Raw genomic sequence first — 26,820 nt, 5'->3', positions numbered from 1 at the left:
CGGACGACGCTACAGTGGGTCCAGTTTTCCTACCGACCCCCTGGAGGCAGCCGTGCGCGAGGCCGTCATCGTGGAAGCCGTCCGCACCCCCATCGGCAAGGGCAAACCCGGCGGCGCGCTGTCCGGGGTCCACCCGGTGGACCTGCTCGCCCACGCCCTGCGCGCCCTCGTCGAGCGCAGCGGCGTCGATCCCCTCCTCGTCGACGACGTGATCGGCGGCTGCGTCGACCAGGTCGGCGAGCAGGCCATGAACACCACCCGCTACGCCTGGCTGGCCGCCGGGTTCCCGGAGGAGGTGCCCGCCGTCACCGTGGACCGCCAGTGCGGCTCCTCCCAGCAGGCGCTCCACTTCGCCGCGCAGGGCGTCATGTCCGGCGCGTACGACCTGGTCGTCGCGTGCGGCGTCGAGTCGATGAGCCGCGTCCCCATGTGGTCGAACGTGCCGCCCGGCGCCGACCCGTTCGGCCCCGGCGTCGCCGCCCGCTACCCCGACGGGCTGATCCCCCAGGGCGTCAGCGCCGAACTCATCGCCGCCAAGTGGTCGCTCGGCCGCGAACGGATGGACGTCTTCGCCGCCGGCTCCCACGCCAAGGCCGCCGCCGCCGACTTCTCCGCCGAGCTCGCCCCCGTGGCCGGGCTGGAGCACGACGAGTCCGTACGCCCCTCGACCACCCCCGAGGTGCTCGCCGGGCTCAAGCCGTCCTTCCGCGACCCCGCGTTCGCCGAGCGCTTCCCGCAGATCGACTGGTCGATCACGGCGGGCACCAGCAGCCCGATCAACGACGGCGCCGCCGCCGTGCTCGTCGCCTCCGCCGAGACGGCCGCCCGGCTCGGCCTGCGCCCGCTGGCCCGGCTGCACAGCTTCGCCGTCACCGGCTCCGACCCCCTGCTCATGCTCACCGGGGTCATCCCCGCCACCGAGAAGGTCCTGCGCAGGGCGGGGCTGGAGCTCGGCGACATCGACCTGTTCGAGGTGAACGAGGCGTTCGCCAGCGTGGTGCTGGCCTGGCTCCAGGAGACCGGCGCCGACCCGGCCAAGGTGAACGTCAAGGGCGGCGCGCTCGCCCTGGGCCACCCGCTGGGGGCGAGCGGCGCCCGCATCGCCACCACGCTGGTCCACGCGATGCGCGAGCGCGGGGCCCGCTACGGGCTGCAGACGATGTGCGAGGCGGGCGGCCTGGCCAACGCGCTCATCCTGGAGAACGTCTCGCGGGAAGCCTGAGTCAGGCGGGCCCGCCCGCCGCCCACACCGCCTCGAACGCCTCCTCGGTGATCTCGGTGAGGTCCCAGATCTCCAGCGGCTGGTCGGTGAGGAAGCCGTGGTCGTCCTGCAGCAGCCCCCACCAGTACCGGTGGACGGACCGCCGGGCGTCGATCTCGACCTGCCTGATCGCCCAGTGCTCGCCGTCGCCCTCGACGCTCTCGAACAGCCACACGCCGCCGTCCTCGTCGGCGGCGTGCCAGTGGCGGCGGGGCGCGCCCGACTCGGCGAGCTGCTTGATCAGGGGCTGACGGAGATCGGGGAACACGTCCCCCACTCTAGACTCGCCGGATCGCATCACCTGCCGTCCCGTGATGAGCAATCATGGTGATCGCTACGGACGGTATGGAGTGCAGAGAGCGCGGTGTGGTGCCCCACAGCAGAGGACGGCCCGGGTGGCTGCATGTCGGTGCTCTGGAGATCCGGCTCACCCGCGCCTGGCGGCCCGGGACCTTCCCGCCGTCCGAGTCGCTGCTCGCGGTCATGACGCTCGCCGCGGTGCCCCGCCCGCTCGGGGCGCGGCTGGCCGGGCACCTGAGCGGCGGTCTGGTCGTCGGCCCCGGCGCGGTGCCCGACCTGCCGGGGTTCGAGAAGCTGCGGGAGGTGCCGCTGCCCCTGCAGGAGGGCACGTGGGAGCGCAGCGCCGGCGTGTACGACCCGGCGCTGCGCCGCATCGGTGTCGGCAGCGTCCCCTCGCCCTCGGCCAGCGTGTGCGGCCACGAGCTCGGCCACGCCGTCGACGACCTCGACGGGCGGCCGTCGGCGTCGCGCTGGTGGCTGCTGCTGCACGCGTCCTGCCGCCGGCACCTGGCCCCGCCGTACCGGCAGGAGGTGGCGGAGCTGTTCGCCGAGTCGTTCGCGTGCGTGCTGACGCGGCGGGCCGGCCGGCTCATCCGGCTGCTCGGCGACGAGCACGCGGCCCAGCAGGTCTACCAGTGGATGGCGGCGACGTACGGGATGAGGTGAACGGGTCCCCCGCCGCAGGCGGGCGGCTATCCTGGCGGACGTGCCCAGGAGGACCCGCGGGAGGGGATGCCCATGAGCGTGGTCAGGTTGCCGGGCGGCGTCCTGCGCGTGCCCACCGTCGACGTCCTCGACGACGGCACCACCGTCCACGGCACGCGCGACGTGCCGCCGGGCGCCCCCGACTACGAGCGCTGGCTGCCCCACGCGGTGCCCGAGGAGCAGGCCTGGCACGACGGCGACCACGACGAGGAGATCCTCGACCGCTGGGGCCCCGCCGAGAGCGCCTGACCCCCGAGGCCGCGGAGCGGCTCGTGCCGCACCCCTGAGGCGTCAGGGCTGGTGGGCGCCGGGAGTCAGTGCTGGTAGGCGCCGGCGTCCGGAGCGTCGGGCAGGGGCTTGCCCGCGATGTCCTTGGCGAGGTCCGCGCCGCCGAACCACTGCGGGCCGAGCCGCAGGGCGCGCCCGATCGCCGGGGAGCCGGGGCGCAGCCGCAGGTCGGTGCGCGAGACGAAGCGCGGGTCGGCCATGACCGACCTCGGCCCCAGCTTGAACGTCGCCTTTCGGCCCTGGTAGACGCCGCCCGCCTCGTCGGCGCCGCGGCCGTCCTCCCAGCCCGCTTCGCCGCCCACGACGATGACGTTGTTGCGCAGCTTGAGTATGCCGGGCGAGCAGCCGTCGTGGCAGGACCACCCGATGGTGTCACGCGCCGGGAGGTACACCGAGTTGTGCACGGCGACGGTGCCCTTGACCGGCCCCACGATGTGGCCGGGGCCGCGGGTGATGAGGAACGAGCCGCGCTTGCGGCCGGAGGTCACGACGTTGAACGCGAACAGGTTCCCCGTGGCGGTCTTGCCCTTCTCCGCGCCCAGCTCGGTGAACGTCTCGTTGTCGTGCGCCCGGTTGTGGGTGACGCGGTTCCTGTCGCCGTTGAAGATCTCGACGGCGGCGCCGTCGGTGCCGTAGTCGGCGCTCCTGGCGTAGCTGCCGGTGATCGTGTTTCCGGTGACGACGTTGTCGTCGCCGTTGAGCAGCACGCCGAACGCGCCCGAGTCGTTGTCGCCGCCCTCGTCGTTGACGCTCATGCGGTTGTTGCGGCGGAACGTGCTGTCCTTGATCGTGTTGCTCGACCCGGACGGCGTCACCCAGACCCCGGCGATGTTCTTGTCGGCCTCGACGCCGGACAGCTCGTTGTGGTCGCCGCCGATCTCGAAGCCGGCCCACCGGCAGCCGGTGGCGCGCAGCCCGCTGACGCGCCAGTGGTTCCCGTTGACGACGACGCACTCGCCGGTGATCCTGGCGAGCGGCCCCGTGCCGTACGGCTGGACGACGATCGGCCGGGCCGCGGTGCCGCTGGCCGACAGCTTGAGCTCGCCCCGGAAGCTGCTGCCGCGCTTGACGCTGACGGCGTCGCCCGGCTTGAGGTCGGCGTCGTTGACGCGGTCGAGCGTCTTCCAGGGCTTGGCGGCGCTGGTGCCGTCGGCGGAGTCGTCGCCCGCCCTGGAGTCGACGTAGTAGGTGGTGCCCGCCGTCGCGGACGAGGCGGCCCCGGCGGCCATGGCCGGCGACGGCAGGGCGGGCAGGAACGACGTCGCGACGACGACGGACAGCAACCTCATGCGGACGCACCACTATCTAGTTCAAAATCAAACCGGACGACGGGAGGTCCAACCGTAGCGTGATCAGCGAGCCGGATGCCACAGACGCACCGATGGGCCGTCGCCGGGGAGCGCCTGCTCTATCCCTTCACCGCTCCCGCGGTCAGCCCGGAGACGATGTACTTCTGCAGCCACAGGAACACGCTCACGGTCGGCACGGCGGTGAGCAGCGTGGCCGCGGCGAACATGCCGAAGTTGGCGTTGCGGTGGTCTCCGGCGATCATTCCGTACATGCCCACCGCGAGCGTCTTGCTCTCGGGGTCGCGCAGGAAGACGTTGGCCATGAGGAACTCGCTCATCGTGCCGATGAACGCGAGCAGCGCCGTCACCGCGAGGATGGGCGTGACGAGCGGCATGATGACGCGCCAGAAGATCTGCGCGTGGGTGGCGCCGTCGACGGTCGCGGCCTCGTCGAGCTCCTTCGGCACGGTGTCGAGGAAGCCCTTCATCAGCCAGGTGTTCACGCCGAGCGCCCCGCCGAGGTAGAGCAGCATGAGGCCCCAGACGGTGTCGAAGCCGAACGCCGGGTAGAGCTCGGTCACCCTCGTGAAGATCATGAAGATCGTCACGATGGCCAGGAACTGCGGGAACATCTGGATGAGCAGCAGCGCCAGCAGCCCGACGCGCCGTCCGGCGAAGCGCATGCGGCTGAAGGCGTACGCGGCGAACATCGACAGCAGGAGGCTGGCGAACGACGCGGTCAGCGCGATGAACACCGAGTTGAAGAACCAGCGGGCGAACGGGTAGGTGTCGGACGTCAGCAGGTTGGTGAGGTTGTTCAGGCTCGCCCCCGACGGCAGCAGGTCGGTGGAGGCGAGCGTGCCGAGCGGGTTGAGCGCGGCGGAGATCACGAAGAGGATCGGGAACAGCGCGAACGCGCACACGACCAGCACGAAGACGTGCCGCAGGGCGAGCTTCATGCGTAGACCTCCTCCTGCCTGCGGGTGCGGCGGAACGCCACGGCCGAGATCACGGCCACGATCGCGAAGATGAACACCGAGATCGCCGCGGCGAAGCCGAACTGCGCGCCGCCGGTGCCGAACGCCAGCCTGAACGTGTAGGTGATCAGCAGGTCGGTGGAGCCGACCTGGGGGCTCTCGGCCGGGAACGGCCCGCCCTCGGTGGTGAGCGCGATCGCGTTGAAGTTGTTGAAGTTGAACGCGAACGACGAGATCAGCAGCGGCGTCAGCGCCACGAGCAGCAGGGGCAGCGTCACACTGCGGAACGCCTTCCACGGCGTGGCGCCGTCGATGGAGGCGGCCTCGGTCAGCTCGCGCGGGATGGCCTGCAGCGCCCCGGTCGTCACCAGGAACATGTAGGGGAAGCCGAGCCAGAGGTTGACGAGGATCACCGCGAGCCTGGCGGTGGACGGCTGGCCGAGCCAGTCCACGTCCAGCCCGAAGAACTGGTTGATCAGGCCGAAGTCGCGGTTGAACATGTCGCGCCAGACGAGCAGCATCGCGAAGGCCGGCATCGCGTACGGCAGGATCAGCGCGATCCGGTACGCCTTCGTGCCGCGCATGCGCGGATGGTGCAGGGCGAGCGCGACGCTCATGCCGAGCGCGAACGTGCCCGCGACGGAGGCCAGCGCGAACACGAGGTTCCAGCCGAACACCCCGGCGAAGTACCCGGAGATGGTGGGGTTGGTCAGGACGCGGGCGAAGTTGGCGAAGCCGACGTTGACCTGCCAGCCCTGGGCGAGGTGCTCGCCCTTGGCGTTGACGAAGTAGCCCTGCGACTCGTCGGCCTTCCAGACGTCGCCCTCGCCCTTGACGCAGTCGCAGGCGGCGTCGTAGGTGAGCGCGGCCCTGCCCTCGACGGCGCGGCTGAGGCCGTTGGCCTTGATGACGCCGCCCCGCGTGGGCACGGCCAGCGCCGAGACCTCCTGGGCGCGGGCGGCGGCCTCGGGCGCCTTGAGCACGGTGAGGCCGGGGGCGCTCAGCACCTTGCCGGTGACGCCCACCTGGGCGCCGGACAGTCCCGTCAGCCCTTCGCCGGTGCCGAGCGAGACCTGCTTGGTCTTGGGGTCGACGAGGAGGAACACCATCTCGCCGTCGCGCAGCGCCACGGTCAGGCTGTACTCGGGCGAGCCGGGGGCCTGGCGCACCGAGCCGGTCTCGATGGCGGTGATCGCCGACGCCTTGTCGCCGCGGTGCCCGTCGCCGAAGTTGGTGAAGGCGGTGCTGACCGTGTACAGGACGGGGAACACCTGGAAGGCGATGAGGAAGACGGTGCCGGGGATGAGGTACTTGGCCGGGATGAAGCGCCGGGTCAGGTACAGGAAGGCGAGGACCGCGGCCGTCACCGCGAGCACCGCCAGCGCGGCCCACGACCGCGACGCCACCAGCGGCGGCGCCGCGTAGAGCAGGACCGCGGCGGTCACGGCGAGCACCGCGATCCTGCTCACGACGAACGCCGTGGTCACCTCCCGGCGGGGCCGCGGAGCCTCACGGGTCTCCGCGGCCTCGCGCACGTCGAGCGTCATGACGTCAGTTCTTGAGCGAGCCGTCGATGGCCTTCTGCCCGGCCGTGGCCGCCTTGTCCGCGTCGCCGCCCTTGACGACGGCGGTCTCGGCGATGCCGAACGGCTCCCAGATCGCCTGCATCTCGGGGATGGCGGGCATCGGCAGGCCGTCCTTGCCCGCGTCCATGAACTTGACGGCGTCGGGGTCGCTCGCCTGGACGTCCTGGAGCGCGGCGGTCAGCGCCGGGGGCCGCGGGTCGGCGTCGTACAGGGCCTTGGCGACGTCCTTGTTGGTGACGTAGTTGGCGACGAACTCCTGGGCGAGGGCCTTGCTCTTGCCCTTGGACGCCACGAAGAAGGTCTGGACGCCGACGAACGGGGTGGCGGGCTTGCCGTCCTTGAACGCGGGCACGGGCGTGACGTCGTAGGACAGGCCGGACTTCTTCACGTCGGCCATGGCCCAGGGGCCGGAGACGAGGAAGGCGCACTTGCCGGCGGCGAAGTTGACGATGTAGTTCTCGTTGGTGATCGACGTCTTGAGCGCGCCGTCACCCTTCTCGCCGAGGTCCTTGAGCTTCCCGAACGCCTTGATCGACTCGGGCGAGCCGACGAGCACCTTCTTGGGGTCGGGGTCGCCGCTCGCGGTGGAGCCGAACAGGGAGCCGCCGGCGGAGGCGAACAGCGGGTAGACGTGGTAGGCGTCGCCCTTCTGCGTCACGGGGAGGCACAGCACCTCCTTGACCTTGCCCGCCTTCTTGAGCTCCTTGCCCTTCTCGACCACCTCGTCGAACGTGGCGGGCGCGTCGGGGACGAGCTTGGTGTTGCGGATCAGGGCGACGTTCTCGACGGCGTAGGGGGCGCCGTAGATCTGGCCGTCGAACGTCACGGCCTTGATCGCGATCGGGGGGAAGGCGGCCTTCTGCTCCTCGGTGAGCGTGACCGGGTCGATGGCGCCGTTCTGGACGAGGTTGCCGATCCAGTCGTGCGCGCCGATCATGATGTCGGGCCCGCTGCCCTGCTGCGAGGCGGTCAGGAAGGTCTGCTGGTTGTCCTTGCTGATCTCCTTCACCTCGACGGTCACGCCGTTCTCGGTGCCGAACTGGTCGGCGAACGGCTTGAGCGCCGTGACCCGGCTGGGGTCGGCCCAGATGACGAGCTTGCCGTTGCCCTTGTCGGCGGGGGCCGAGGCCGGCCCGCTCGACGCCGCCGAGGGCGCGGCCGAGGGCTGTGCCGTGCCGTTGTCGCCACAGGCCGTGGCGGAGAACGCGAGGGTCGCGAGCGCGGCCACACCCAGAGCCCGCATGCGCATGGGACCTCCTGAGGTCATGGAGGGAGCGGTGGCACGCGTGCGCCACCGCCGAAGTTCCGTTGTCGGCCGCTTTCACGGCTCACATTTCCGGGACGTTAGCCGCTCTTTGCAAGAAGTGGAAGAACTTGCGAAAAGCGTTACCCGATCCAGATCTCCAGGGCTTGACATGCCCCCGTCGAGGACCCTTCGGCACAGATGAGACCGGGTCTGCAACTTTCGGCAACTTGCACTTGACCCGGCGCGAGGCCAGCCGCCATTCTGCGTCAGACATCACGGACATCCCGGGGGAAGGACGACCATGCTGAGTGACGACGACTGGTGGCGCGACGCCGTCGTGTACCAGGTGTACCCCCGAAGCTTCGCCGACGCCAGCGGCGACGGCGTCGGCGACCTGGCAGGCGTGCGCGACCGCCTGGGCTACCTGCGCGACCTCGGCGTGGACGCCGTCTGGCTGAGCCCCTTCTACACCTCCCCCATGGCGGACGGCGGCTACGACGTGGCCGACTACCGCGACGTGGACCCGGTGTTCGGCACGCTCGCCGACTTCGACGCGCTCGTCGCCGACGCCCACGCGCTCGGCATCCGCGTGATCGTGGACCTCGTCCCCAACCACTCCTCCGACCAGCACCCCTGGTTCAGGGCGGGGCTGCGCGACCGCTACATCTTCCGTGACGAGCCCAACGACTGGGAGTCGATCTTCGGCGGCCCGGCCTGGACCCAGGCCGAGGACGGCCAGTGGTACCTCCACCTGTTCGCGCCCGAGCAGCCCGACCTCAACTGGGACAACCCCGAGGTGCGCGCCGAGTTCCGCGACATCCTGCGCTTCTGGCTGGACCGGGGCGTCGACGGCTTCCGCGTGGACGTCGCCCACGGCATGGTCAAGGCCGCGGGCCTGCCCGACGTCGGGCCGAAGGAGGGCCGGCAGGCCGAGCTGCTCGGCGACGAGCGGCTGCCGTACTTCGACCAGGACGGCGTGCACGACATCTACCGCGAGTGGCGGCCGATCCTCGACTCCTACCCCGGCGGCCGGATGGCGGTGGCCGAGGCGTGGGTGTCGTCGCCCGAGCGGCTGGCCAGGTACGTCGGCCCCGACGAGCTGCACCAGGCGTTCTCGTTCGACTTCATGATGGCCGACTTCCACGCCAAGTCGTTCCGCGCCGTCATCGAGAAGGCGCTCGCCGAGGCGGAGCTGGTCGGCGCGCCCACCACCTGGGTCCTGTCGAACCACGACAAGCCCCGCCACGTCACCCGCCACGGCTCCCTGGCCAGGGCCCGCGCCGCCACGCTGCTCATGCTGGCGCTGCCCGGCTCCGCCTACCTCTACAACGGCGAGGAGCTGGGCCTGCCCGAGGTGCTCGACCTGCCGGACGAGCTGCGCCAGGACCCCGCGTTCCTCCGCACGGGCGAGAGCCGCGACGGGTGCCGGGTGCCGATCCCGTGGACGTCCGAGGCGGGCTTCGGCTGGCGCGACCCGTGGCTGCCGATCCCCGGCTCGTGGGGGCCGCTGTCGGCCGAGGCGCAGCAGGACGACCCCGGCTCGACCCTGAACCTCTACCGGGCGGCGCTGCGCGTCCGCAAGGAGCACCCGGCGCTCGGCGGGGGCACGCTCACCTGGCTCGACTCCCCCAAGGACGTCCTGGCGATCGAGCGCCACCCCGGCCTGGTCGTCGTGCTCAACACCGGGGACGAGCCGGTGCGCCTCGACGTCGCGGGACGGGTGCTGCTGTCCAGCGGCCCGGTGCCGGGCGACGGCACGATCCCGCCGGACACCACGGTCTGGCTCGAACGGTGACGTTGGGGCAATCTTTCCCTTCACCCGACATGTACCGGTAATGACGGTGAGTAGCCTCGGTTCGTGTCACTGTGGGCGAGGTCCCTGCGCGGGCGCGTCACCATCATCGCGACGGCCATCGCCGCCCTCGTGTTCATCCCCGTGGCCATCGCGGCCGGGGTCGTGGCCCGCGCCCTGGTGACCTCCGGCGTCCACCGCGACACCCGCGACGTGGCCGAGCAGGTGGCGGCCGAGCTGCGCGAGGGGCGCCTCGCCCCGGACGGCTCGATCGCGGTCCGCGACCCGGCCGTGGACCTCATCCAGGTGGTCGCCGCCGACGGCAGGATCGTGGCCACCAGCGACGCGGCCAGGAACCTGCCCCGGCTGAGCCGGGCGGAGCCCCGCGGAGGCGCGCAGGTCGTCAGCACGCGCGCCTGCCTGCCGTCCGAGTGCGTCTACCTGTCGGCGGTCAGGGTCGGCGCCGCCGGCGGCGACCCCGTGGTGTACGCGGCGCGCAGCGCGCCCGACGTCCTGGCCTCGCACAGCCTGGAGGTCATCACGCTGGCCCAGGCCGCCGCGCTGATCGTGCTGACGGGCTGGGCCACCTGGCTCGTCACCGGGCGCGCGCTGCGGCCCGTCGCCACCCTGCGCGCCGAGCTGGACGCGGTCGAGGCGAGCGACCTGAGCCGCCGCGTCACCGAGCCGCCGGGCGAGGACGAGCTGGCCCAGCTCGCGAGGTCCGTCAACCGCACGCTGGCCAGGCTGGAGCGCTCGGCCGAGCAGCAGCGCCAGTTCGCCTCCGACGCCTCGCACGAGCTGCGCACCCCCATCGCCGGGCTGCGCGCCCAGCTGGAGAGCGCCCAGCTCTACCCGGCGGAGACCGACGTCGAGTCGCTGGTGAAGAGCACGCTGCGCGACACCGACCGGCTGGAGGCGATCATCAGCGACCTGCTCCTGCTGGCCAGGATCGGCTCGCGCATGGACACCGCCCACGAGCCCGTGGACCTCGCCTGCCTCGTCCGCCAGGAGCTCGCGGGGCGCGGCGGCACGGTGCCCGTGCGGGTGGACCTCGCCGACGGCGTGGTGGTGCGGGGCGTGCGGCTCCAGCTCGCCCGCGTCCTGGCGAACCTGCTGGACAACGCCCAGCGCCACGCGGAGACCGGGGTGCGCGTCTCGGTCTCGCGCGAGGGCGACACGGCGGTGCTGGCGGTGGAGAACGACGGCGCGCAGATCGCGCCCGCCGACCGCGAGCGCATCTTCGAGCGCTTCACCCGCCTGGACGCCGCCCGCAGCCGCGACGCGGGCGGCACCGGGCTGGGCCTGGCGATCGCGCGGGACGTGGCGACGGCGCACCGGGGGCAGGTCCGCGTCGAGGACTGCCAGGGAGGCGCGAGGTTCGTCCTGCGGCTGCCCGCCGCCGAGGGCACCTGACCCGGCACCTGAACCGGCACCTGAACCGGCACCTGAACCGGCTCTGCGCGGGCCCGAGCGGGCTGATGTCAGGCCAGGGCCTGGCCGCCGTCCACGGTGATCACCTGGCCGGTCACGTACGTGTTCGCCATGAGGAACAGGGCCGCGGCGGCGGCCTCGTCGGCGGTGCCGTACCGGCCGAGCGGGGTGGACGCGCCGGCCGCGGCCACCGCCTCGTCGCTGCCCAGACCGGCCGCCCCGCGCAGCAGCGGTGTGTCGAAGCTGCCGAAGCGCAGGGCGTTGACCCGCAGCCTGCGCGGAGCGAGCTCGACGGCGAGCGCCTTGGTGACCGTCTCGACGGCTCCGACGGCCGCGAGCGCGCCCGCCATCCCGGGGATGGGGCGGGTCACGTAGACGCCCGAGCTGAACGTGATCGAGCCGCCGGCCGGCAGCCGGGTCGCCGCCGCCTTGGCCACGGCCAGCGCGCCCCAGGCCCGGCTGTCGAACGCCTCGCGGACGTCGGCCGCGGCGAGCCCGGTGACCAGCCCGGCCCCGGTCAGGCCGCCGGCGGTGACCAGCACGTGGTGGGCTGTGTCCGCGAGGTCGAGGGCGCGCGCGAGGGCGTCCTCGTCGGTGACGTCGGCGATGGCGCCGAGCACGGCGTCGGCGGGCCCGTCGCCGCGTACGCGCGCCACGGCGGCCTCCAGCCTCGCCGCGTCGCGGCCGGCCAGCACGACGCGGGCGCCGACCTCGCGCAGCAGGACGCCCGCGGCGAGCCCGATGCCCGAGGTGCCCCCGACGACGACGGCGGTGGAGCCGGCCAGGCCGGAGGGCAGCGGCGAGCGGACGGGCACCGGGGCGGGGGCGGGGGCCGAGTCGGTGGTGAGAACGGACATGCGGCGAACTCCTCGTCAGCAAATAAACCATCTGGTTGGTTTAGAGCATGCTCGCGCTTCGCCGAGAAGTCAACCGGATGGTTTAATTCCTTCCATGAGCTACGACGCGGAGGCCACCCGGCGGCGGATCTTCCAGGCCGCCAGCGCCGAGTTCGCCGCCCACGGCCTGGCCGGGGCCAGGGTCGAGCGCATCGCGGCCGCCGCCAAGGCCAACAAGCAGGCGATCTACCTCTACTTCGGCGGCAAGGACAAGCTGTTCGCCGCCGTCGTGAGCGCCAAGGTGGACGAGGTCTGCCACGGCGCCGCGATCGACCCCGGCGCGCTGGCCGAGTCGGTGGGCCAGCTCTTCGACTGGTACCAGGAGCATCCCCATCTGATCAGGCTGCTGATGTGGGAGGCGCTGGAGTCGGCCGGCGACCCCCTGCACGGCGAGGAGGAGCGCCGGGCGGGCTACAGGGAGAACGTGCGCGACCTCGTCGAGGCGGGCGTCGCCGCCGGGCTGCCCGAGGCCGAGCGCACCCGGGCTGCCCAGGACTGGATGTTCACCGTGCTCGGGCTGGTCGCGTGGAACTTCGCCGTGCCCCAGCTGTGCCGGCTCGTCCTCGACGAACGCGACGACCGGGCGGCGCTGGCGCGGCGGCGCGAGGCCGTGATGGCGGCCGCCCGCGCCCTCGCCGCCCAGAGCGCCGCCCAGAGCGCGGTACAGACCGCAGTGCAGAGCGGGGTGCAGAGCGCAGACGACCAGGGCGCCGCCCAGACCGGCGCGCGGCGCCGCGCGGAGGGCACCCGGCCCACGGCGTGACGACGCCGCCCGGCCCCCTGCCGTGGACACGGCGGGAACCGGGCGGCGGGCCGGCCCGCTACGCGGGAGCCATCGTGCGCGGCGACTCCTCGCCGGGCGGCTGTTCACGCGCGTCCTCGCCGGGCGGCTCCTCGCGCTCGTCCTCGTCGAGCAGGGTCGCCTCGTCGAACGGGACGCGGCCCGCGAGCACCTCGGCGGCGCGCTCCCTGTCCAGCTCGCCGGTCCACGTCCCGACCAGGACGGTGGCGACGGCGTTGCCCGCGAAGTTCGTCAGCGCCCTGGCCTCCGACATGAACCGGTCGATGCCGACGATGAGGCCGACGCCGTCCACCAGCTCGGGGCGGTGCGACTGCAGGCCGCCCGCGAGCGTGGCCAGGCCGGCGCCGGTGACGCCCGCCGCGCCCTTGGAGGCGATCATCATGAACAGCAGCAGCCCGATCTGCTCGCCGAACTCCAGCGGCGATCCCGTGGCCGAGGCGACGAAGAGCGTGGCCATCGTGAGGTAGATGGCGGTGCCGTCCAGGTTGAAGGAGTACCCGGTCGGCACCGTGATGCCCGCGACCGTCCTGCTGACGCCGAGGTGCTCCATCTTGGCGATGAGGCGCGGCAGCGCCGACTCCGACGACGAGGTGGACAGGATCAGCAGGAACTCGCGGCCGAGGTAGCGCAGCAGCGCCCAGAGGTTGACGCGGGCGACCATCCACAGCACGGCCCCGAGCACCACGCCCACGAACAGCAGGCACGTCACGTAGAAGCCGATCATGATGACGGCCAGGCTCTTGAGCGCGTCGATCCCGGTCGCGCCGACGACGGCGGCCATCGCGCCGAACGCGCCGACCGGGGCCGCCCACATCACCATGGCCAGGATGCGGAACACCAGGCGCTGGACGTGCTCGACGCCGCGCAGGATCGGCGCGCCCTTCCGGCCCATCGCCTGCAGCGCGAAACCGGCGAGCAGCGCCACCAGCAGGGTCTGCAGCACCTCACCCTCGGTGAAGGCCGACACCAGCGTCGTCGGGATGATGCCGAGCAGGAAGTCGGTGGTGCCGCTCTCGCCGCCCTTGGCCGCCTCGGCCTCGGCGGCCTGCTTGGCGGCGTCGGTGAGCTGCAGGCCCGTCCCCGGGTCGAGCAGGTTGCCCACGAGCAGGCCGATGACCAGGGCGACGGTGGACATCACGATGAAGTAGCCGAGGGCGAGCCCGCCGACCTTGCCCACCTTGGCGGCCTGGCGGACCGAGCCGACCCCGAGGACGATCGTGCAGAAGATGATCGGGCTGATCATCATCTTGATCAACGCCACGAAGCCGGTGCCGAGCGGTTTCAGCTCCTTGCCCACCTCCGGCCACACGAAGCCGACGAGGATGCCGAGCAACACCGCCGCGATGACGGCCAGGTACAGGTATCGGGTGCGATCACGCATAGGGCGCTCCCAGGTTTGGAAACAGACGTCCGGCTGTGCGACTATGCGGGGCGCAGTGACGTACGTCACTATTGCGTAAGTTTCGTTCACGAAGAGGTCGCCATGAGCCGCTTGAGCCTGGCCGGGCAGATGCTGGTGCTGCAGCTCCTCGTCGTGGCGGTGACGGTGACGGGCGGCACCGCGCTCGTCGTGGCGCTCGCCCACCGGCAGGTCTCCACGCAGGCCGGGGCGACGGCGAGCGCCGTCGCGTCCACGGTGGCCGCCTCGCCCGAGGTGCTGAAGGCCCTCGGCGAGCCGTCGCCGTCCGGGCGGCTCCAGCCGTTCGCCGAGCGGGTGCGGGCGCGCACCGGCGTCGACTTCGTCACCATCATGAAGCCCGACGGCACCCGCTACACGCACCCGAACGTCGCCGAGATCGGCAAGCGGTTCCTCGGCCACACCGAGGAGGCGCTGCGCGGCCGGACGTTCGTCGAGACCTACACCGGCACGCTCGGGCCGTCGGTGCGCGCGGTGGCCCCCGTCACGGTGGACGGCTCGGTGCGGGCGCTGGTCAGCGCCGGCATCATCATGGACAGGATCGACGCGAGCCTGCGCCTGCTGCTGCCGTGGACGGGCGCCGTCGCCGCGCTGGCGCTCGCCCTCGGCGCGGCAGGCACCTGGCTCGTCACCAGGCGGCTGCGCCGGCAGACGCACGGGCTCGGCCCGGTCGAGCTGGGCCGCATCCACGACCACCACGACGCCGTGCTGCACGCGGTGCGCGAGGGCCTGCTGCTCGTGTCCGGCGACGGCAGGCTCACCCTCTGCAACGACGCCGCGCGCCAGCTCCTCGGCCTGCCCTCCGACGCCGAGGGCCGGCACGTCGCCGAGCTGGGGCTGGCCGAGGTGCTCGGCGACCACGAGGAACGCGTCCACCTGGTGGGCGATCGGGTGCTCGCGGTCAACAGCGCGGCCAGCAGGCTGGGCGCCGTCGTGACCGTACGCGACCACACCGAGCTCCAGACGCTGGCCGGGCAGCTCGACGTGGAGCGCGGCTTCGCCGATTCGCTGCGCTCGGCCGCGCACGAGGCCGCCAACCGACTGCACACCGTGATCACGCTGGTGGAGCTGGGCAGGACCGAGCAGGCGGTGGCGTTCGGCACGGCGGAGCTGCGCGCCGCGCAGGAGCTCACCGACCGGGTGGTGGGCGCGGTGCGCGAGCCGGTGCTGGCGGCGCTGCTGCTGGGCAAGAGCGCCGAGGCGGCCGAGCGGGGCGGCGAGCTGGTGATCAGCGAGGACAGCGAGCTGGACGACCTGGGGCTCGACCCGAGAGAGCTGGTGACGATCGCGGGCAACCTCATCGACAACGCGATCGACGCGGCGGCCCGGGTCGAGGTGCACCTGCGGTCGGGCCCCGGCGGGGTGGTGATCAGGGTGGCGGACGACGGTCCCGGCCTGGTGCCGCCGGAGGCGTTCGGGAAGGGCTGGACCACGAAGGGCGACGGCCGCGGGCTCGGCCTGGCGCTGGTGGGCCAGGCGGTGCGGCGGCTGGGCGGCGCCATCGAGGTGGAGGCGTCGCCCGCGGGCTCGGTGTTCACCGTGCGGCTGCCCGTGAAGGAGCCAGTCCGATGATCTCCGTGCTGGTCGTCGAGGACGAGCAGATCACCGCCGAGGCCAACCGCGTGTACGTCGAGCGGGTGCCGGGCTTCGAGGTGGCCGGGGTGGCCCGCTCGGGCGGGGAGGCGCTGCGCTTCCTGCGGGCCCGGCCGGTGGACCTCGTCCTGCTGGACCTGTACCTGCCGGACATGCACGGGCTGGAGGTGTGCAGGGCGGCGCGGGCGGGCGGGCTGCTGTGCGACGTGATCGCCGTGACCTCGGCCCGCGACCTGGCGATGGTGCGCTCGGCCGTGTCGCTGGGGGTGTCGCAGTACCTGCTGAAGCCGTTCACGTACGCGACACTCGCCGAGAAGCTCGCCCGTTATGCCAGGTTCAGGGAGGAAGCGGGGCTGATCGTCGGCCAGGGCGACGTGGACCGGGTGCTGGGGAACCTGCGCGGCAGCTCGGAGCCGCCCAAGGGGCTCGCCAGGGACACCCTGGACACCGTGGCCGCCGAGCTGAGCGGCCGGCCCGAGGGCCTGACGGCGCAGGCCGTGGCCGACGCCACCGGGGTGTCGCGGGTGACCGCGCGCCGCTACCTCGAACACCTCGTGGAGCTGGGCGTGGCGGTGCGCGTGCCCAGGTACGGCGGGGTCGGCAGGCCAGAGTTGCTCTACCGGATCCCCATGGAAAGTTAATGGAGGTGACGCTGGGCGTTCAATCCGGGCCTCTAGCTTCTGGGTGCAATCCGAAAGCGTGGAGGAGTTCACCTTGCGAGTCCTGGCCGTAGTTCCCGCCCGCGGAGGTTCGGCGGGCGTCCCCCTGAAGAACCTCGCCCTCGTGGGCGGTGTCCCGCTGGTCACCCGCGCCGTGCGCGCGTGTCAGCGGGCCGAGCTGGTGGACCAGGTGGTCGTCAGCACCGACCACGCCGCGATCGCCGAGACCGCCAGGCAGGCGGGCGCGACCGTGGTGGACCGGCCCGAGGAGCTGAGCGGGGCGACGGCCTCCAGCGAGTCCGCCGTGCTGCACGCGCTCGACGCGCTCGGCGCCGACCCCGAGGTGGTCGTGCTGGTGCAGTGCACGAGCGCGTTCATCGACCCGGCCGACCTGTCGGCCGCCGTGCGCCGCGTCCTCGACGGCGAGGCCGACTCGGTCGTCTCCGGCCTGCCCACCCACGAGTTCCTGTGGACGGCCGCAGGTTCCGGGGTCAACCACGACCCGGCGGTCCGCCCGCGCAGGCAGGACCGCGAGCCGCAGTTCCGTGAGAACGGCGCCTTCTACGTCATGCGCGCCTCCGGCCTGCGCGAGCACGGGCACCGCTTCTTCGGCGCCGTCGCCGTGCAGCCGGTGTCGCCGCGGCACGCCATCGAGGTGGACGACCCCGAGGACCTGGAGCTGGTGCGCGCGCTGGCCCCGTTCGTCGACGCGCCCGAGCCGATCGACGTGGACGCGGTCATCACCGACTTCGACGGCGTCCACACCGACGACCGCGCCTACGTCGACTCCGAGGGCCGGGAGATGGTCCTCGTCAGCCGCTCGGACGGGATGGGCGTCTCGCTGCTGCGCCGCTCCGGCGTGAAGGTGCTCGTGATGTCCACCGAGCACAACCCGGTCGTCGCCGCCCGCGCCCGCAAGCTGGGCGTGCCGGTGCTGCAGGGCCTCGCCGACAAGCGCACGGTGCTGCGCGACTGGCTGACGATCGAGGGCCTCGACCCGGCCCGCGTCGCCTACGTCGGCAACGACGTCAACGACCTCGGCCCGATGGCGGAGGTCGGCTGGCCCGTCGCCACGCCCGACGCCCACCCGCGGGTGCGCGCCGCCGCCCGCGTCGTGCTCACCAGGCCCGGCGGGTCGGGCGCGGTGCGCGAGCTGTGCGACCGCGTCCTCGCCGCCCGGCCCGAGCCGGCCGCCCCCGTCGTCAAGAGCCGGCCGCGGCTCGGCCCCGTCGCCGTCGGCGACGTCCTGGTGGGCGACGGCGAGCCGGTGTACGTCATCGGCGAGATCGGCATCAACCACAACGGCGACCTGGACATCGCCCGCCGCCTCATCGACGTGGCCGCCGACGCCGGCTGCCAGGCGGTGAAGTTCCAGAAGCGCACCCCGTCGATCTGCGTGCCCGTGGAGCAGCGCGGCCAGATCAGGCAGACGCCCTGGGGTGAGATGACCTACCTGGAGTACAAGGAGCGCACCGAGTTCGGCCACGACGAGTACCGGCAGATCGCCAAGTACTGCGACGAGCGCGGCCTGCACTGGTTCGCCTCCCCCTGGGACGTCCCGTCGGTGGAGTTCCTGGAGGAGATGGACGTCCTGGTGCACAAGGTGGCCTCGGCCAGCGTCGCCGACCACGAGCTGCTGCGCGCCCTGGCCGCCACCGGCAAGCCGGTCATCCTCTCGACCGGCATGTCCACCCTGTCCGAGATCGACCAGGCCGTCGAGATCCTGGGCACCGACCAGCTGATCCTGATGCACGCCACCTCCACGTACCCGCTGCCGCCGGAGGAGGCGAACCTGCGCACCATCACCACGCTGAAGGAGCGGTACGGCGTGCCGGTCGGCTACTCCGGCCACGAGCGCGGCCTGCAGATCTCGCTCGCCGCCGTCACCCTCGGCGCGGTGTGCGTGGAGCGGCACATCACGCTCGACCGCACCATGTGGGGCTCCGACCACGCCGCCTCGCTGGAGCCGGCCGGTCTGGAGCACCTGGTGCGCGACATCCGCATCATCGAGCAGGCCCTCGGCGACGGCGTGAAGAGGGTCTTCCCCGGTGAGGAGGCGCCCAAGGCCCGGCTGCGCCGCGTGACCGTCTGAGCCCGCCGAGCATGGCAGAGACGACGCTCTCCCTCATCCTGCCGGTGCGGGACGGCGAGCGCTTCCTCGCGGACGCGCTCGCCTCCCTGTGCCGCAACGCCCGGCGCGACTTCGAGTTCATCGTGGTGGACGACGGCTCGGTGGACGCCACCGCCGAGATCGCCGAGGACTTCCGCCGGGACCTGCCCGGCCTGACCGTCGTGCGCAACCCGGCCCCCGTCGGCCTGGCCGACGCCCGCAACATCGGCCTTTCCGCCGCCTCCGGCCGGTACGTCACGTTCATGGACGGCGACGACTGGCTCGCCCCCGGCTACCTGGCGCTGCTCGTCGAGGCCGCGGAAGGGCTCGGCTGCGACTTCGTCCGGGCCGACCACGTCCAGGTCGAAGGCCGCAAACGGGTCGTGCACCGCGCCCCGCTGTCGGCTCCCAGGGGCGTCGTGCTCGACCCCCGCGGCGCCATCCTGCCCGCGAGCGTGCGCACCATGGTCGACTACCCGTACGCGTGGGCCGGGATCTACCGGCGCTCGCTGCGTGACCTGCTGCACTTCCCCGGCTCGCTGCACACCGCCGAGGACCGGCCGTGGATCTGGCGGCTGCACAGGGAGGCCGCCACGTTCGCCGTGGTGTCGCTGGCCGGCGTCTTCTACCGCCGCCAGGTGTCCGGCTCGCTGACGCAGGTCGGCGACGAGCGGCAGCTGCACTTCTTCGACGCCTTCGAGCTGGTGCTCAAGGACGTCGAGCCGGAGTTCCTGCCCAAGGCGGTACGCAACTTCTGCGCGCTGCTCGCCCACCACCTGGAGATCGCCGGCCGTTTCACGCCCGCGCTGCGCGCCAGGTTCGAGGAGCGGGGCGCGCAGATGGTGCGCTCGCTGCCGGCGGACCTGGTGGTCGAGGCGGTGTCGCGGATGGCCGTCGAACGCGAGACGGCGCTGCGCGCCCTCGTGCCCGACCTGCCCCCCAGCCCCCACATCCGGCTCCGCCGGGACCGGGAGGAGACGTAAGTGAAGGTCTTCTACGCCTCGACGCTGTTCGGGGCGATGTCGCTGGCCGCCGCGATCGACGACGGCCGGTTCGGCGAGGGGCGGCGCGTGCTGGTCGTGTCGAACAACGCGGCGATCCCCGAGGTGGCCGCCCCGCTCGACGCCACCCCCGGCTTCGCGGCGCTGCGCCACCGCTTCGACGAGGTGCACTCCTGGAACGACCTCATCGCGCCGCTGCACCCGTCCGACTGGAAGGCCCGCATCGTCGAGGTGCCGATGATGGAGCGGCTCATCCGCTCCCACCTGCGCCTCGACGGCGTGGACGAGCTGGTCCTCGAGTCGATCGCGGTGCCGCCCGCGCGGACGATCGCCGGGCTGGTGCGCGACTGCCCGATCACCGTCTACTCCGACGGGCTGATGAGCTACGGCCCCACCCGCGACCCGCTGCCCGCCGAGATCTTCCGCCGCATCGGCCGCCTGCTCCACCTCGACCTGGTGCCGGGCCTGGCGCCGCTGCTGCTCAGCGAGTACGGCGTGCCGTCCGCCGTCCTGCCCGCCGAGGCGTTCCTGCCGGTGGTGGACGAGGTCGCCGCCACCGCCCCCGGCCTGCCCGCCGGGCAGGCGATGATCCTCGGGCAGTACCTGTCGGCGCTGGAGATCGTCACGCCGGACGAGGAGGCCGCGCTGCACGAGACCATGCTGCGCGCGCTGGCCGCCCGCGGGCACGAGGCGGTCGTGTTCAAGCCGCACCCGGCGGCGGGCCGCCGGCACGCCCAGCTCCTGCGCGCCGCGGCTGGGCGGCTCGGCGTGCGGCTGTCCGTCGCCGGGGAGAGCGTGCCCGCCGAGGTGTGCTTCTCCGCGCTGCGTCCCGAGCTGGTCGTCGGCTGCTTCTCCACCGCGCTGGTGACGGCCTGGCGCCACTTCGGGCTGCAGGTCGCCTCGTACGGGGCCGACCTCGTGCTCGACCGGCTGGCGCCGTACGAGAACAGCAACAGGATCCCGGCGACGATCGTGCACGCGCTGCTGCCGCGCCTCGCCGAGGACGGCTCGGTGGAGCGGCCCCCCGCCGTGGACCTGCCCGCGCTGGTGCGGGCGGTGGGGTACTGCATGCAGGCGGACGCGTACCCGGAGCTGCGGCCCGAGCGGATGGACTTCGACCCGCGCTACTTCAAGCGCAAGCGCCTGGAGACGCTGGGCCTCGCGGAACGCCCGAGCGGCTTCGCCCGCCTGCGCAGAAAGCTCCGCGCCGCCCTCTAGCCCGGCCCGCGCCCGGCCCGCCCGACCCGCCTGGCGGGCGCCTGCCGGGCGCCGGTGGGCGTCGCTGGGCGGCGGCGCACGAGCCGACGCCCACCGCCCGGCCGCGGGGCCCCTCCGGACCCGCACGCCCTCACCGGGCGCGCCCCTCCAGACCCGCACATCCTCCAGACCCGCACGCCCTCCTGACCGGGCGCGCCCCTCACGGCGGAGGCGCGCCCGGTGAGGCGGTCAGGTGAGGCGGTCAGGTGAGGGCTTTGAGGTAGCGGCGCACCCGGCGCCTGGCCCGGTAGCCCGCCCGCAGCATCCGGGGCGGCACCTCGACCCGCAGCCGCGTCCTGCGCCGGGCCGCCGCGTGCTCGGGACCGTCGAGCAGCGACCTCGCCGGCTCCCTCGGCCCCTCCGCCACCAGCTCCGCGAGCCGCGCGGCCCAGTCGCCGCGCTCGCGCGGGTGGAAGTAGTTGGCCGCGCACCAGGCCGGGTCGGCGTCGCGGAAGTCCGCCTCGACCAGGTCGTCGAGCGTGCCGAGCAGCCCGCTGCCCTCGAACACCAGGTTGATCATCTCGGCGTTCACGCCGAAGTCGCTCAGCACCAGCGACGGCACGCCCTGCGCGATCGCCTCCAGCGCGGCCGTCGAGCTGACCGTGACGAACCCCGCCGCGCGGGCGAGCTGGTCGTGCATCGAGCCGGCCGCGAAGGAGAGCCGGCCCGGCTCGCCCATCTCACGCCACAGCCGCTGGTAGTGGTGGCGCTCCCTGTGGGTCTGCCGCTCGTCCTCCAGGGCGCGCAGCTTGACCACGACGTCGAGGTCGGGGCGGCGCACGGCCAGCTCGGCGAGCGCCAGCAGGACCCGCTCGCGTTCGGCCCGCTCGCGCGGCACCTTCGCCTGGGTGGCGAACACGACGGCCGAGCCGCCGCCGCCCCGCTCCGCCGCCGGACGCAGGAACGGCAGCCGGGCCAGGCCCAGCGCCCCTCCCCCGCCGAGCCTGCCGGCGATCTGCGAGAACTCGGCCACCTCGCGCTCGCTGTGCAGCACGAACAGGTCGCAGCCGCTGCGGAACAGCCACGCCTTCTCGGTGGCGGGCACCGAGATGCCCGGCAGCCCGCTGACGAACACCGGGCGCGGCCTCAGGTCCGCCAGCACGTCGGCCACCAGCACGTCCACGACGGGACCCGTGCAGGCCACGAGGATCACGTCGGGCCGCAGCCGCTCGGCGGCCCGGCGCAGCGCCCTGGCCGACAGCACCGGCGGAACCCCCGTCCCGCTCCCCGCCGCGCCGTTCACCGCGGCGGCGATCTGGTCGGGCGAGGGCGCGATGGGGGTCCGCACCACCACCAGCTCCGGCGAGCTGCCCGCGGGCAGGTCGCCGAGGAGGCAGGCCGCCCACTTCAGGTACGAGTCGGAGTCGGCGACCGCCAGCACCTTCACCCGGTAACTCCTGTCAAATGCGAGCGCAGGGCGGGCGCCGCCCTGCTGGTCCACCAGTCGTCGGGAACGTCCACGGGCTCGACGGCGACGCCTCGCGGGCTGAGCAGCACCCGCAGCGAGGAGATCGCGGTCGAGGGGAGGCTGAGCACGCGCTGGCCGGGGTCGAGGCCGCGCAGCGTCAGCTCGGCGGGCACCCCGGCGTCGTGGACGGTGATGCCGGGGCTCTCCCGGATCAGCGCGACGTCCACGGGGTCCTCGCGGCGGTGCGGGTAGTAGGCGAGCGGCTCGCGTTCGGCCAGGCCGGTCAGCCAGCGCAGGTAGCGGTCGCGGTGCACCAGGCCGTTCCTGACCAGCGACGTGCCGAGCACGACGGTGCGCTCGGAGGGGCCCTGCGGGCTGGGCGGCTGGGCGCGCAGCCAGGCGAAGTCGTGCGTCACCAGGCGCACCCCCGCGGCGCGTACGGACGCGGCGAGCGGCTCGGGCACCGGCAGGGCGGTGAACACCGACACGCGGCCGGCGCGCAGGCGCAGCGCGGCGGCCAGGCCGAGCGCGGTGCGCAGCGGCCCGGGTTCGGCGCGGGCGCGCAGCAGCGGCCGGAACGGCCCCTCGGCGAGCAGTTCGAGCAGCCGCAGCGTGGCCAGGCCGTCGTCCACGACGACGACCTCGCCGGGCAGGGACGTGAGCCAGCGCACCTGCACCCGCCCCGAGAACGCGTCGCCCACGGCGTTCAGCCGGCGCGGCATGCGCTCGCGCGGCTCGGCCAGCTCCAGGCCCGGGGGCGGGCCGAGCCGCAGCAGCTCCCGCCTGGTGGCCTTCAGCGCGCGCAGCCCGGCGCGCGGCACGACGACGGTGGCCGGGCCGAGCAGGCCCGCGTGGTGGGCCTCGACGGCGCACAGCATCTGGAGCGGAGACTCCACCCAGGCCGACGCCTGCTTGACCACTCTGTTCTCCCAGCCGGGGAATCGCCCGTTCACGACCGCTTCAAGGTAGCCCTACCGGCTTAAGCCGTAAGGAACGCGGCGTGAACAATGGACGGTATGAACTCGCTCATGCTCAACACCGACGGCGTCCAGATCCCGCAGCTGGGGTTCGGCGTCTGGCAGGTGCCCGCCGAGGGCGCCGAGGAGGCCGTGGCGACCGCGCTGCGTGCCGGGTATCGCCACATCGACACCGCCAGCGCGTACCAGAACGAGGAGGGCGTGGGCGCGGCCGTGCGCGCCTGCGGCGTCCCGCGCGAGAAGGTGTTCGTCACCACGAAGCTGTGGAACGGCGACCACGACCGGGCCGAGCGAGCCTTCGACGAGAGCCTGGCCAGGCTCGGCCTGGACTACGTGGATCTGTACCTCATCCACTGGCCGGTGCCGGAGCAGGACAGGTACGTGCAGGCGTGGCGGAGCCTGGAGAAGATCTACCGTGACGGCCGGGCCAGGGCGATCGGCGTGTCGAACTTCACCGTGGCGAACCTGACCAGGCTCATGGACGAGACCGACATCACGCCGTCGATCAACCAGATCGAGCTGCACCCCTACCTGCAGCAGCGGGAGATGCGGGCCTTCCACGAGGCGAACGGCATCCTGACGGAGGCCTGGAGCCCGCTCGGCCAGGGCAGGGGCCTGCTCGACGACCCGGCGCTGGCGGTGCTGGCGGAGAAGCACTGCAGGACGCCCGCGCAGATCGTGCTGCGCTGGCACCTGCAGCTGGGCAACGTCGTCATCCCCAAGTCGGTCACGCCGTCGCGGATCAAGGAGAACGTCAGCGTGTTCGACTTCATCCTGGACGGCGAGGACATGGCCGCGATCGGCGCGATGAGCAGGCATCAGAGGTTCGGCCCCGACCCCGAGACGTTCAACCTGAGGTAAAGGCCGTACCATCGCCGCGTGCGGGATTTCGCTTGGGGAATAGCGGCGACGGGTGGCATCGCGCGGACGGTCGGCGCAGTGATCGCCGCGGAGCCGGGGATGCGGGTGGCGGCGGTCGGCTCGCGCGACCTGGGCCGCGCCAGGGCGCTGGCCGACACCCTTGAGGCGGAGTCGGCGTACGACTCCTACGAGGCGCTGTGCGCCGACCCGGCCGTCGACGCGGTGTACGTCGCCACCCCGCACGCCCAGCATCTGGAGGTGGCCGAGGCCGCCATCGCGGCGGGCAAGGGCGTGCTGTGCGAGAAGCCGCTCGCCGCCACGCCGGCCGACGCCGAGCGCATGGTGCGCCTGGCCCGCGAGGCCGGGGTCTTCCTGATGGAAGCCATGTGGATGCGCTTCAACCCGCTCGTCAGGAGGCTCGCGGACGATCCGCGCTTCGAGGAGATCCGCTCGGTGCAGGCCTGCTTCGGCTTCGCCGCGCCGTACGACCCCGCGCACCGGCTGTGGGCGCCGGAGCTGGGCGGCGGCGCCCTGCTCGACCTCGGGATCTACCCGTTCGGGCTGGCACAGCTCCTGCTGGGGATGCCGGCCGAGATGCACGTGACGGGCTCGCTGGCGCCCACGGGGGTCGACGCGGAGGCGGCGGGGCTTCTGCTCTACCCCGGCGGCAGGCGGGCTCTGGTGGAGGCGTCGTTGCTCGGGAACTACCCCAACCATGCCAGCGTCGTGGGCACCGGGATGCGGGCCCATCTCGACGCGCCGTTCTGGGCGCCGCGGCGCCTCGTCCTCAGCGGGCCGTCCATGGAGCCTGAGGAGTACGTGCTCGATCCGGCCGACAACGGGTACGCGGGCGAGCTGCGCGAGGTGCGCTCCGCGATGGCCGAGGGCCGCACCGAGAGCGCGATCATGCCCCTTGACGAGTCCCTTGCCATGATGGGGCTCCTGGGGGACGCCCAGGCCAGGATCACAAACTTTACTTTTAGGAGTTTGTAAGTTCCTTGCCGCATCTATTACCTTATGGGACATCTCGCGGCATACGTCCGGATTTTTCCGGCGATGTCAAACCATCGCGTTGATCACAGGAACGTCCTGTGACCGCTGAATCCACCCTCGGGCGGAACCGGGGACCCAAGTCCTTGGGGTGAATCGGCACTCCGGTGCCGTAGGGCAGCTTCCACGTCCGAACCCGTCAGCTAACCCGGTAAGCGGCATGGAAGCAAGGAGTCTGACCCCTCGATGGCCAAGCACCGCTTTACCCGTGCGCCGAAGATCAACTACGCCGGCGCCGCCCTCGGAGCCACCGTCCTCCTGACCGCGTTCGGCGGCCACACCGCCGCCCTCGCCGACACCCTCCAGACCGGCGCCCAGCACACCGCGCAGGCCGCGGGAATCGCCGGCCACGACGTCCACGAGAACGCCTCCGCGCAGCGCAGCCAGACCGCCGTCACCGCCACGGCGACCCAGGTCCTCGCCCTGGCCAGGCAGCAGATCGGCACCAGCGAGAACGCCCAGGGCGGCGGCACCAAGTTCCAGGAGTGGTACGCCACCTCGCCCCGCGCCGCCGAGACCGTCAAGCGCGACGGCGGCGCCCCCCGCGACTACCTGAACGCCGCCTGGTGCTCCATGTTCGTCTCCTGGGTGGGCGAGCACAGCGGCGCCCGCAGCCAGATCGGCTGGGACGCCTACACCGTCACCCACGCCAAGTGGTTCAAGGCCAACGGCCGCTGGGGCAGCACGCCCAAGCCGGGCGCCGTGGTCTTCTTCGCCTGGGACGGCAGCAAGGACCTCGACTCGATCCAGCACGTCGGCTTCGTCGAGAAGGACAACGGCGACGGCACGATCACCACGATCGAGGGCAACACCGGCAACGGCAAGGTGGAGGAGCGCGTCCGCCCGACCTCCCAGGTCGTCGGCTACGGCTACCCGCACTACGCCGCCTGACTCACCCACCCCCGCCGACCGGACCGCGCCCGCCCGCCTCCCCCACGGAACGGCCGCACCCACACCTCCCCCGGCCCGGCACCGGTACGTCCCCTGCCCCGGCCCCGGTACGTCCCCTCCCCCGAGGACGTGCCGGACGCCCCCCCGTGCCGTCCGACCACCCCCCCTTGCAGGACGGCCCGCCACCCCCCGTCACGGGAGGGCCCGCCCCCTCTACGGGAGGGCCCGTCCCCGGTGCGGGAGTGCCCGTCCCCCGTGCGGAAGGGCCCGTCCCCCCGTACGGGGGGCGGGCACGCCCCCGTACCGGAGGGCCCGCCATCCCGTCCCCCTGCCGGACCCCGTCTCCAACACACTTCGACGTCGCCTCCCGCGCGTCGCGACGGCCCCCGCCCCGGACCTCCCGGGGCGGGGCCCGTAGCCGTTCGCCGGCCGGAGCCACAGGGCCGAGCGGCAGAGCAATGATCGGGTCAGCAGCAGGACCCGCCAAGGCGCACGGCAGACCCGAAAGCGGCCAGCGGCAGGGCCCGCCGAGGGCACGCGGCAGAGCCCGAAGGGGTCAGCAGGCGCGGTCACCCAGGCGTTCGCGCAGCGCCGACTCCCACTCCGCCGCCTCCGGCGACATGCCGGCCGTGTCGGGTGTGTCGGCGGCGTCGTACACCTGCCAGACGTCGAGCCCGACGCCGTCGTACCCCGGCGGCATGGGCACGCGCAGCGCCCACTGGACCGCCTCCTCCCTCGACTTCACCTGGATCAGCCAGAACCCGGCGATCAGCTCCTTGGCCTCGGTGAACGGCCCGTCGACGATGCTCGCCCTGCCACCGCTGTAGGCGATCCTGGCCCCGCGCGAGCTGGGGTAGAGCCCCTCGGCGGCGAGCAGGACGCCGGCCTTGGCCAGTTCCTCGTTGTAGGCGTGCATCCGCTCGACGTACTCGGGGTCGGGCAGCGCGCCCGCCTCAATGTCCTCGTTGGCCTTGCCGACGATCATGAACTTCATCGGGTGTCTCCTCTCGTCTCGCCAGCACG

At 72.9% G+C, this 26,820-nt stretch carries 24 protein-coding genes and 1 riboswitch; of the genes, 14 read left to right on the top strand and 10 right to left on the bottom strand.

All coding sequences use genetic code 11. From position 1 onward, the window contains the following. The first annotated feature begins 52 nt into the window (after positions 1–52). Positions 53–1,222: a thiolase family protein gene (locus BMX74_RS24815; protein ID WP_055502766.1), complete on the top strand. Its 1,170-nt coding sequence runs from the start codon at positions 53–55 to the stop codon at positions 1,220–1,222. Position 1,223: 1 nt separating this feature from the next. On the opposite strand, the gene BMX74_RS24810 is transcribed toward BMX74_RS24815, so the two are convergent. Further along, positions 1,224–1,529, bottom strand: a complete 306-nt coding sequence (locus tag BMX74_RS24810; RefSeq protein ID WP_143078754.1) for a hypothetical protein — start codon at positions 1,527–1,529, stop codon at positions 1,224–1,226. Positions 1,530–1,630: 101 nt separating this feature from the next. Here BMX74_RS24810 and BMX74_RS24805 point away from each other — a divergent pair, with 101 nt between their 5' ends. Further along, a complete protein-coding gene (locus BMX74_RS24805) occupies positions 1,631–2,227 on the top strand; it encodes a hypothetical protein (protein ID WP_143078753.1) in 597 nt (198 codons plus the stop codon). A gap of 72 nt (positions 2,228–2,299) precedes the next feature. Then, positions 2,300–2,515 carry a hypothetical protein gene (locus tag BMX74_RS24800; RefSeq protein ID WP_055502769.1) on the top strand — a complete coding sequence of 72 codons (216 nt, stop codon included), beginning with the start codon at positions 2,300–2,302 and terminating at the stop codon, positions 2,513–2,515. Positions 2,516–2,580: 65 nt separating this feature from the next. Here BMX74_RS24800 and BMX74_RS24795 read toward each other — a convergent pair whose 3' ends face one another. The 4 genes from BMX74_RS24795 to BMX74_RS24780 form a co-directional block, all read right to left on the bottom strand. Then, the gene (locus tag BMX74_RS24795) at positions 2,581–3,843 is read right to left on the bottom strand and encodes a right-handed parallel beta-helix repeat-containing protein (protein ID WP_256257252.1); all 1,263 of its coding nucleotides are present in this window, start codon (positions 3,841–3,843) and stop codon (positions 2,581–2,583) included. A gap of 119 nt (positions 3,844–3,962) precedes the next feature. Continuing rightward, positions 3,963–4,802: a sugar ABC transporter permease gene (locus BMX74_RS24790; protein WP_091103098.1), complete on the bottom strand. Its 840-nt coding sequence runs from the start codon at positions 4,800–4,802 to the stop codon at positions 3,963–3,965. Next, entirely contained in the window at positions 4,799–6,367 is a 1,569-nt protein-coding gene (locus BMX74_RS24785) for an ABC transporter permease subunit (RefSeq protein WP_091103097.1), read from the bottom strand. The genes BMX74_RS24790 and BMX74_RS24785 overlap by 4 nt, the downstream gene beginning before the upstream one ends. Positions 6,368–6,371: 4 nt before the next feature. Next, positions 6,372–7,655: a sugar ABC transporter substrate-binding protein gene (locus BMX74_RS24780; RefSeq protein WP_091103095.1), complete on the bottom strand. Its 1,284-nt coding sequence runs from the start codon at positions 7,653–7,655 to the stop codon at positions 6,372–6,374. Between the two features lie 298 nt (positions 7,656–7,953). Here BMX74_RS24780 and BMX74_RS24775 point away from each other — a divergent pair, with 298 nt between their 5' ends. Then, entirely contained in the window at positions 7,954–9,447 is a 1,494-nt protein-coding gene (locus tag BMX74_RS24775) for a glycoside hydrolase family 13 protein (protein ID WP_091103094.1), read from the top strand. 63 nt (positions 9,448–9,510) lie between these two features. Then, entirely contained in the window at positions 9,511–10,857 is a 1,347-nt protein-coding gene (locus BMX74_RS24770) for a sensor histidine kinase (RefSeq protein ID WP_055502775.1), read from the top strand. 68 nt (positions 10,858–10,925) lie between these two features. Here the strand turns inward: BMX74_RS24770 and BMX74_RS24765 are convergent, their stop codons facing one another. After that, positions 10,926–11,732 (bottom strand): SDR family NAD(P)-dependent oxidoreductase, encoded by an 807-nt coding sequence (locus tag BMX74_RS24765; protein WP_091103092.1) that lies wholly within the window; start codon positions 11,730–11,732, stop codon positions 10,926–10,928. Between the two features lie 94 nt (positions 11,733–11,826). Here BMX74_RS24765 and BMX74_RS24760 point away from each other — a divergent pair, with 94 nt between their 5' ends. Beyond that, positions 11,827–12,534, top strand: coding sequence for a TetR family transcriptional regulator (locus BMX74_RS24760; RefSeq protein ID WP_091103091.1), 708 nt, complete (start codon positions 11,827–11,829; stop codon positions 12,532–12,534). Between the two features lie 58 nt (positions 12,535–12,592). Here the strand turns inward: BMX74_RS24760 and BMX74_RS24755 are convergent, their stop codons facing one another. Beyond that, positions 12,593–13,954, bottom strand: coding sequence for a cation:dicarboxylate symporter family transporter (locus BMX74_RS24755; protein WP_055502777.1), 1,362 nt, complete (start codon positions 13,952–13,954; stop codon positions 12,593–12,595). Positions 13,955–14,056: 102 nt separating this feature from the next. On the opposite strand from BMX74_RS24755, the gene BMX74_RS24750 reads away from it, so the two are divergent. The 5 genes from BMX74_RS24750 to BMX74_RS24730 are packed head-to-tail and all read left to right on the top strand — an operon-like array spanning position 14,057 to position 20,571. Further along, positions 14,057–15,562, top strand: coding sequence for a sensor histidine kinase (locus tag BMX74_RS24750; RefSeq protein ID WP_055502778.1), 1,506 nt, complete (start codon positions 14,057–14,059; stop codon positions 15,560–15,562). Then, positions 15,559–16,224: a response regulator gene (locus BMX74_RS24745; protein ID WP_091103089.1), complete on the top strand. Its 666-nt coding sequence runs from the start codon at positions 15,559–15,561 to the stop codon at positions 16,222–16,224. Before BMX74_RS24750 ends, BMX74_RS24745 begins: the two co-directional genes overlap by 4 nt. Positions 16,225–16,282: 58 nt before the next feature. Further along, complete coding sequence (locus BMX74_RS24740) at positions 16,283–18,334, top strand: N-acetylneuraminate synthase family protein (RefSeq protein WP_256257251.1); 2,052 nt, start codon at positions 16,283–16,285, stop codon at positions 18,332–18,334. Between the two features lie 11 nt (positions 18,335–18,345). Then, the gene (locus BMX74_RS24735) at positions 18,346–19,335 is read left to right on the top strand and encodes a glycosyltransferase family 2 protein (protein ID WP_055502780.1); all 990 of its coding nucleotides are present in this window, start codon (positions 18,346–18,348) and stop codon (positions 19,333–19,335) included. Then, the gene (locus BMX74_RS24730) at positions 19,336–20,571 is read left to right on the top strand and encodes a polysialyltransferase family glycosyltransferase (protein WP_091103088.1); all 1,236 of its coding nucleotides are present in this window, start codon (positions 19,336–19,338) and stop codon (positions 20,569–20,571) included. It abuts the gene before it with no gap. Positions 20,572–20,812: 241 nt separating this feature from the next. Here BMX74_RS24730 and BMX74_RS24725 read toward each other — a convergent pair whose 3' ends face one another. Together BMX74_RS24725 and BMX74_RS24720 are read right to left on the bottom strand one after the other, a co-directional pair. Beyond that, positions 20,813–21,997 (bottom strand): DUF6716 putative glycosyltransferase, encoded by a 1,185-nt coding sequence (locus BMX74_RS24725; protein WP_091103086.1) that lies wholly within the window; start codon positions 21,995–21,997, stop codon positions 20,813–20,815. Continuing rightward, positions 21,994–22,971: a hypothetical protein gene (locus BMX74_RS24720; protein ID WP_063791995.1), complete on the bottom strand. Its 978-nt coding sequence runs from the start codon at positions 22,969–22,971 to the stop codon at positions 21,994–21,996. The genes BMX74_RS24725 and BMX74_RS24720 overlap by 4 nt, the downstream gene beginning before the upstream one ends. A gap of 63 nt (positions 22,972–23,034) precedes the next feature. Between BMX74_RS24720 and BMX74_RS24715 the strand changes: the two genes are divergently transcribed. The 3 genes from BMX74_RS24715 (at position 23,035) to BMX74_RS24705 (ending at position 25,797) form a co-directional block, all read left to right on the top strand. After that, positions 23,035–23,856 (top strand): aldo/keto reductase, encoded by an 822-nt coding sequence (locus tag BMX74_RS24715; protein ID WP_055502784.1) that lies wholly within the window; start codon positions 23,035–23,037, stop codon positions 23,854–23,856. 18 nt (positions 23,857–23,874) lie between these two features. Further along, positions 23,875–24,849 carry a Gfo/Idh/MocA family protein gene (locus tag BMX74_RS24710; protein ID WP_055502785.1) on the top strand — a complete coding sequence of 325 codons (975 nt, stop codon included), beginning with the start codon at positions 23,875–23,877 and terminating at the stop codon, positions 24,847–24,849. Between the two features lie 93 nt (positions 24,850–24,942). Further along, positions 24,943–25,079, top strand: a riboswitch (cyclic di-AMP (ydaO/yuaA leader). Between the two features lie 13 nt (positions 25,080–25,092). Then, positions 25,093–25,797 carry a CHAP domain-containing protein gene (locus BMX74_RS24705; protein WP_055502786.1) on the top strand — a complete coding sequence of 235 codons (705 nt, stop codon included), beginning with the start codon at positions 25,093–25,095 and terminating at the stop codon, positions 25,795–25,797. A gap of 556 nt (positions 25,798–26,353) precedes the next feature. Here BMX74_RS24705 and BMX74_RS24700 read toward each other — a convergent pair. Next, positions 26,354–26,791, bottom strand: coding sequence for a YciI family protein (locus BMX74_RS24700; RefSeq protein WP_091103085.1), 438 nt, complete (start codon positions 26,789–26,791; stop codon positions 26,354–26,356). Positions 26,792–26,820: the final 29 nt, after the last annotated feature.

This window comes from Nonomuraea pusilla (genome assembly GCF_900109355.1).
Taxonomy (GTDB): domain Bacteria; phylum Actinomycetota; class Actinomycetes; order Streptosporangiales; family Streptosporangiaceae; genus Nonomuraea; species Nonomuraea pusilla.
The sequence above is the reverse complement of the archived record's forward strand: the minus strand, read 5'-3'. Positions and strand labels throughout refer to the sequence as shown.

Excerpts from the sequence above, each read along its gene's own strand:
- BMX74_RS24800 (WP_055502769.1), top strand. The coding sequence starts at position 2,300 with ATGAGCGTGGTCAGGTTGCCGGGCGGCGTCCTGCGCGTGCCCACCGTC.
- BMX74_RS24795 (WP_256257252.1), bottom strand. The coding sequence starts at position 3,843 with ATGAGGTTGCTGTCCGTCGTCGTCGCGACGTCGTTCCTGCCCGCCCTG.
- BMX74_RS24790 (WP_091103098.1), bottom strand. The coding sequence starts at position 4,802 with ATGAAGCTCGCCCTGCGGCACGTCTTCGTGCTGGTCGTGTGCGCGTTC.
- BMX74_RS24785 (WP_091103097.1), bottom strand. The coding sequence starts at position 6,367 with ATGACGCTCGACGTGCGCGAGGCCGCGGAGACCCGTGAGGCTCCGCGG.
- BMX74_RS24780 (WP_091103095.1), bottom strand. The coding sequence starts at position 7,655 with ATGCGCATGCGGGCTCTGGGTGTGGCCGCGCTCGCGACCCTCGCGTTC.
- BMX74_RS24775 (WP_091103094.1), top strand. The coding sequence starts at position 7,954 with ATGCTGAGTGACGACGACTGGTGGCGCGACGCCGTCGTGTACCAGGTG.
- BMX74_RS24765 (WP_091103092.1), bottom strand. The coding sequence starts at position 11,732 with ATGTCCGTTCTCACCACCGACTCGGCCCCCGCCCCCGCCCCGGTGCCC.
- BMX74_RS24760 (WP_091103091.1), top strand. The coding sequence starts at position 11,827 with ATGAGCTACGACGCGGAGGCCACCCGGCGGCGGATCTTCCAGGCCGCC.
- BMX74_RS24755 (WP_055502777.1), bottom strand. The coding sequence starts at position 13,954 with ATGCGTGATCGCACCCGATACCTGTACCTGGCCGTCATCGCGGCGGTG.
- BMX74_RS24750 (WP_055502778.1), top strand. The coding sequence starts at position 14,057 with ATGAGCCGCTTGAGCCTGGCCGGGCAGATGCTGGTGCTGCAGCTCCTC.
- BMX74_RS24745 (WP_091103089.1), top strand. The coding sequence starts at position 15,559 with ATGATCTCCGTGCTGGTCGTCGAGGACGAGCAGATCACCGCCGAGGCC.
- BMX74_RS24735 (WP_055502780.1), top strand. The coding sequence starts at position 18,346 with ATGGCAGAGACGACGCTCTCCCTCATCCTGCCGGTGCGGGACGGCGAG.
- BMX74_RS24715 (WP_055502784.1), top strand. The coding sequence starts at position 23,035 with ATGAACTCGCTCATGCTCAACACCGACGGCGTCCAGATCCCGCAGCTG.
- BMX74_RS24705 (WP_055502786.1), top strand. The coding sequence starts at position 25,093 with ATGGCCAAGCACCGCTTTACCCGTGCGCCGAAGATCAACTACGCCGGC.
- BMX74_RS24700 (WP_091103085.1), bottom strand. The coding sequence starts at position 26,791 with ATGAAGTTCATGATCGTCGGCAAGGCCAACGAGGACATTGAGGCGGGC.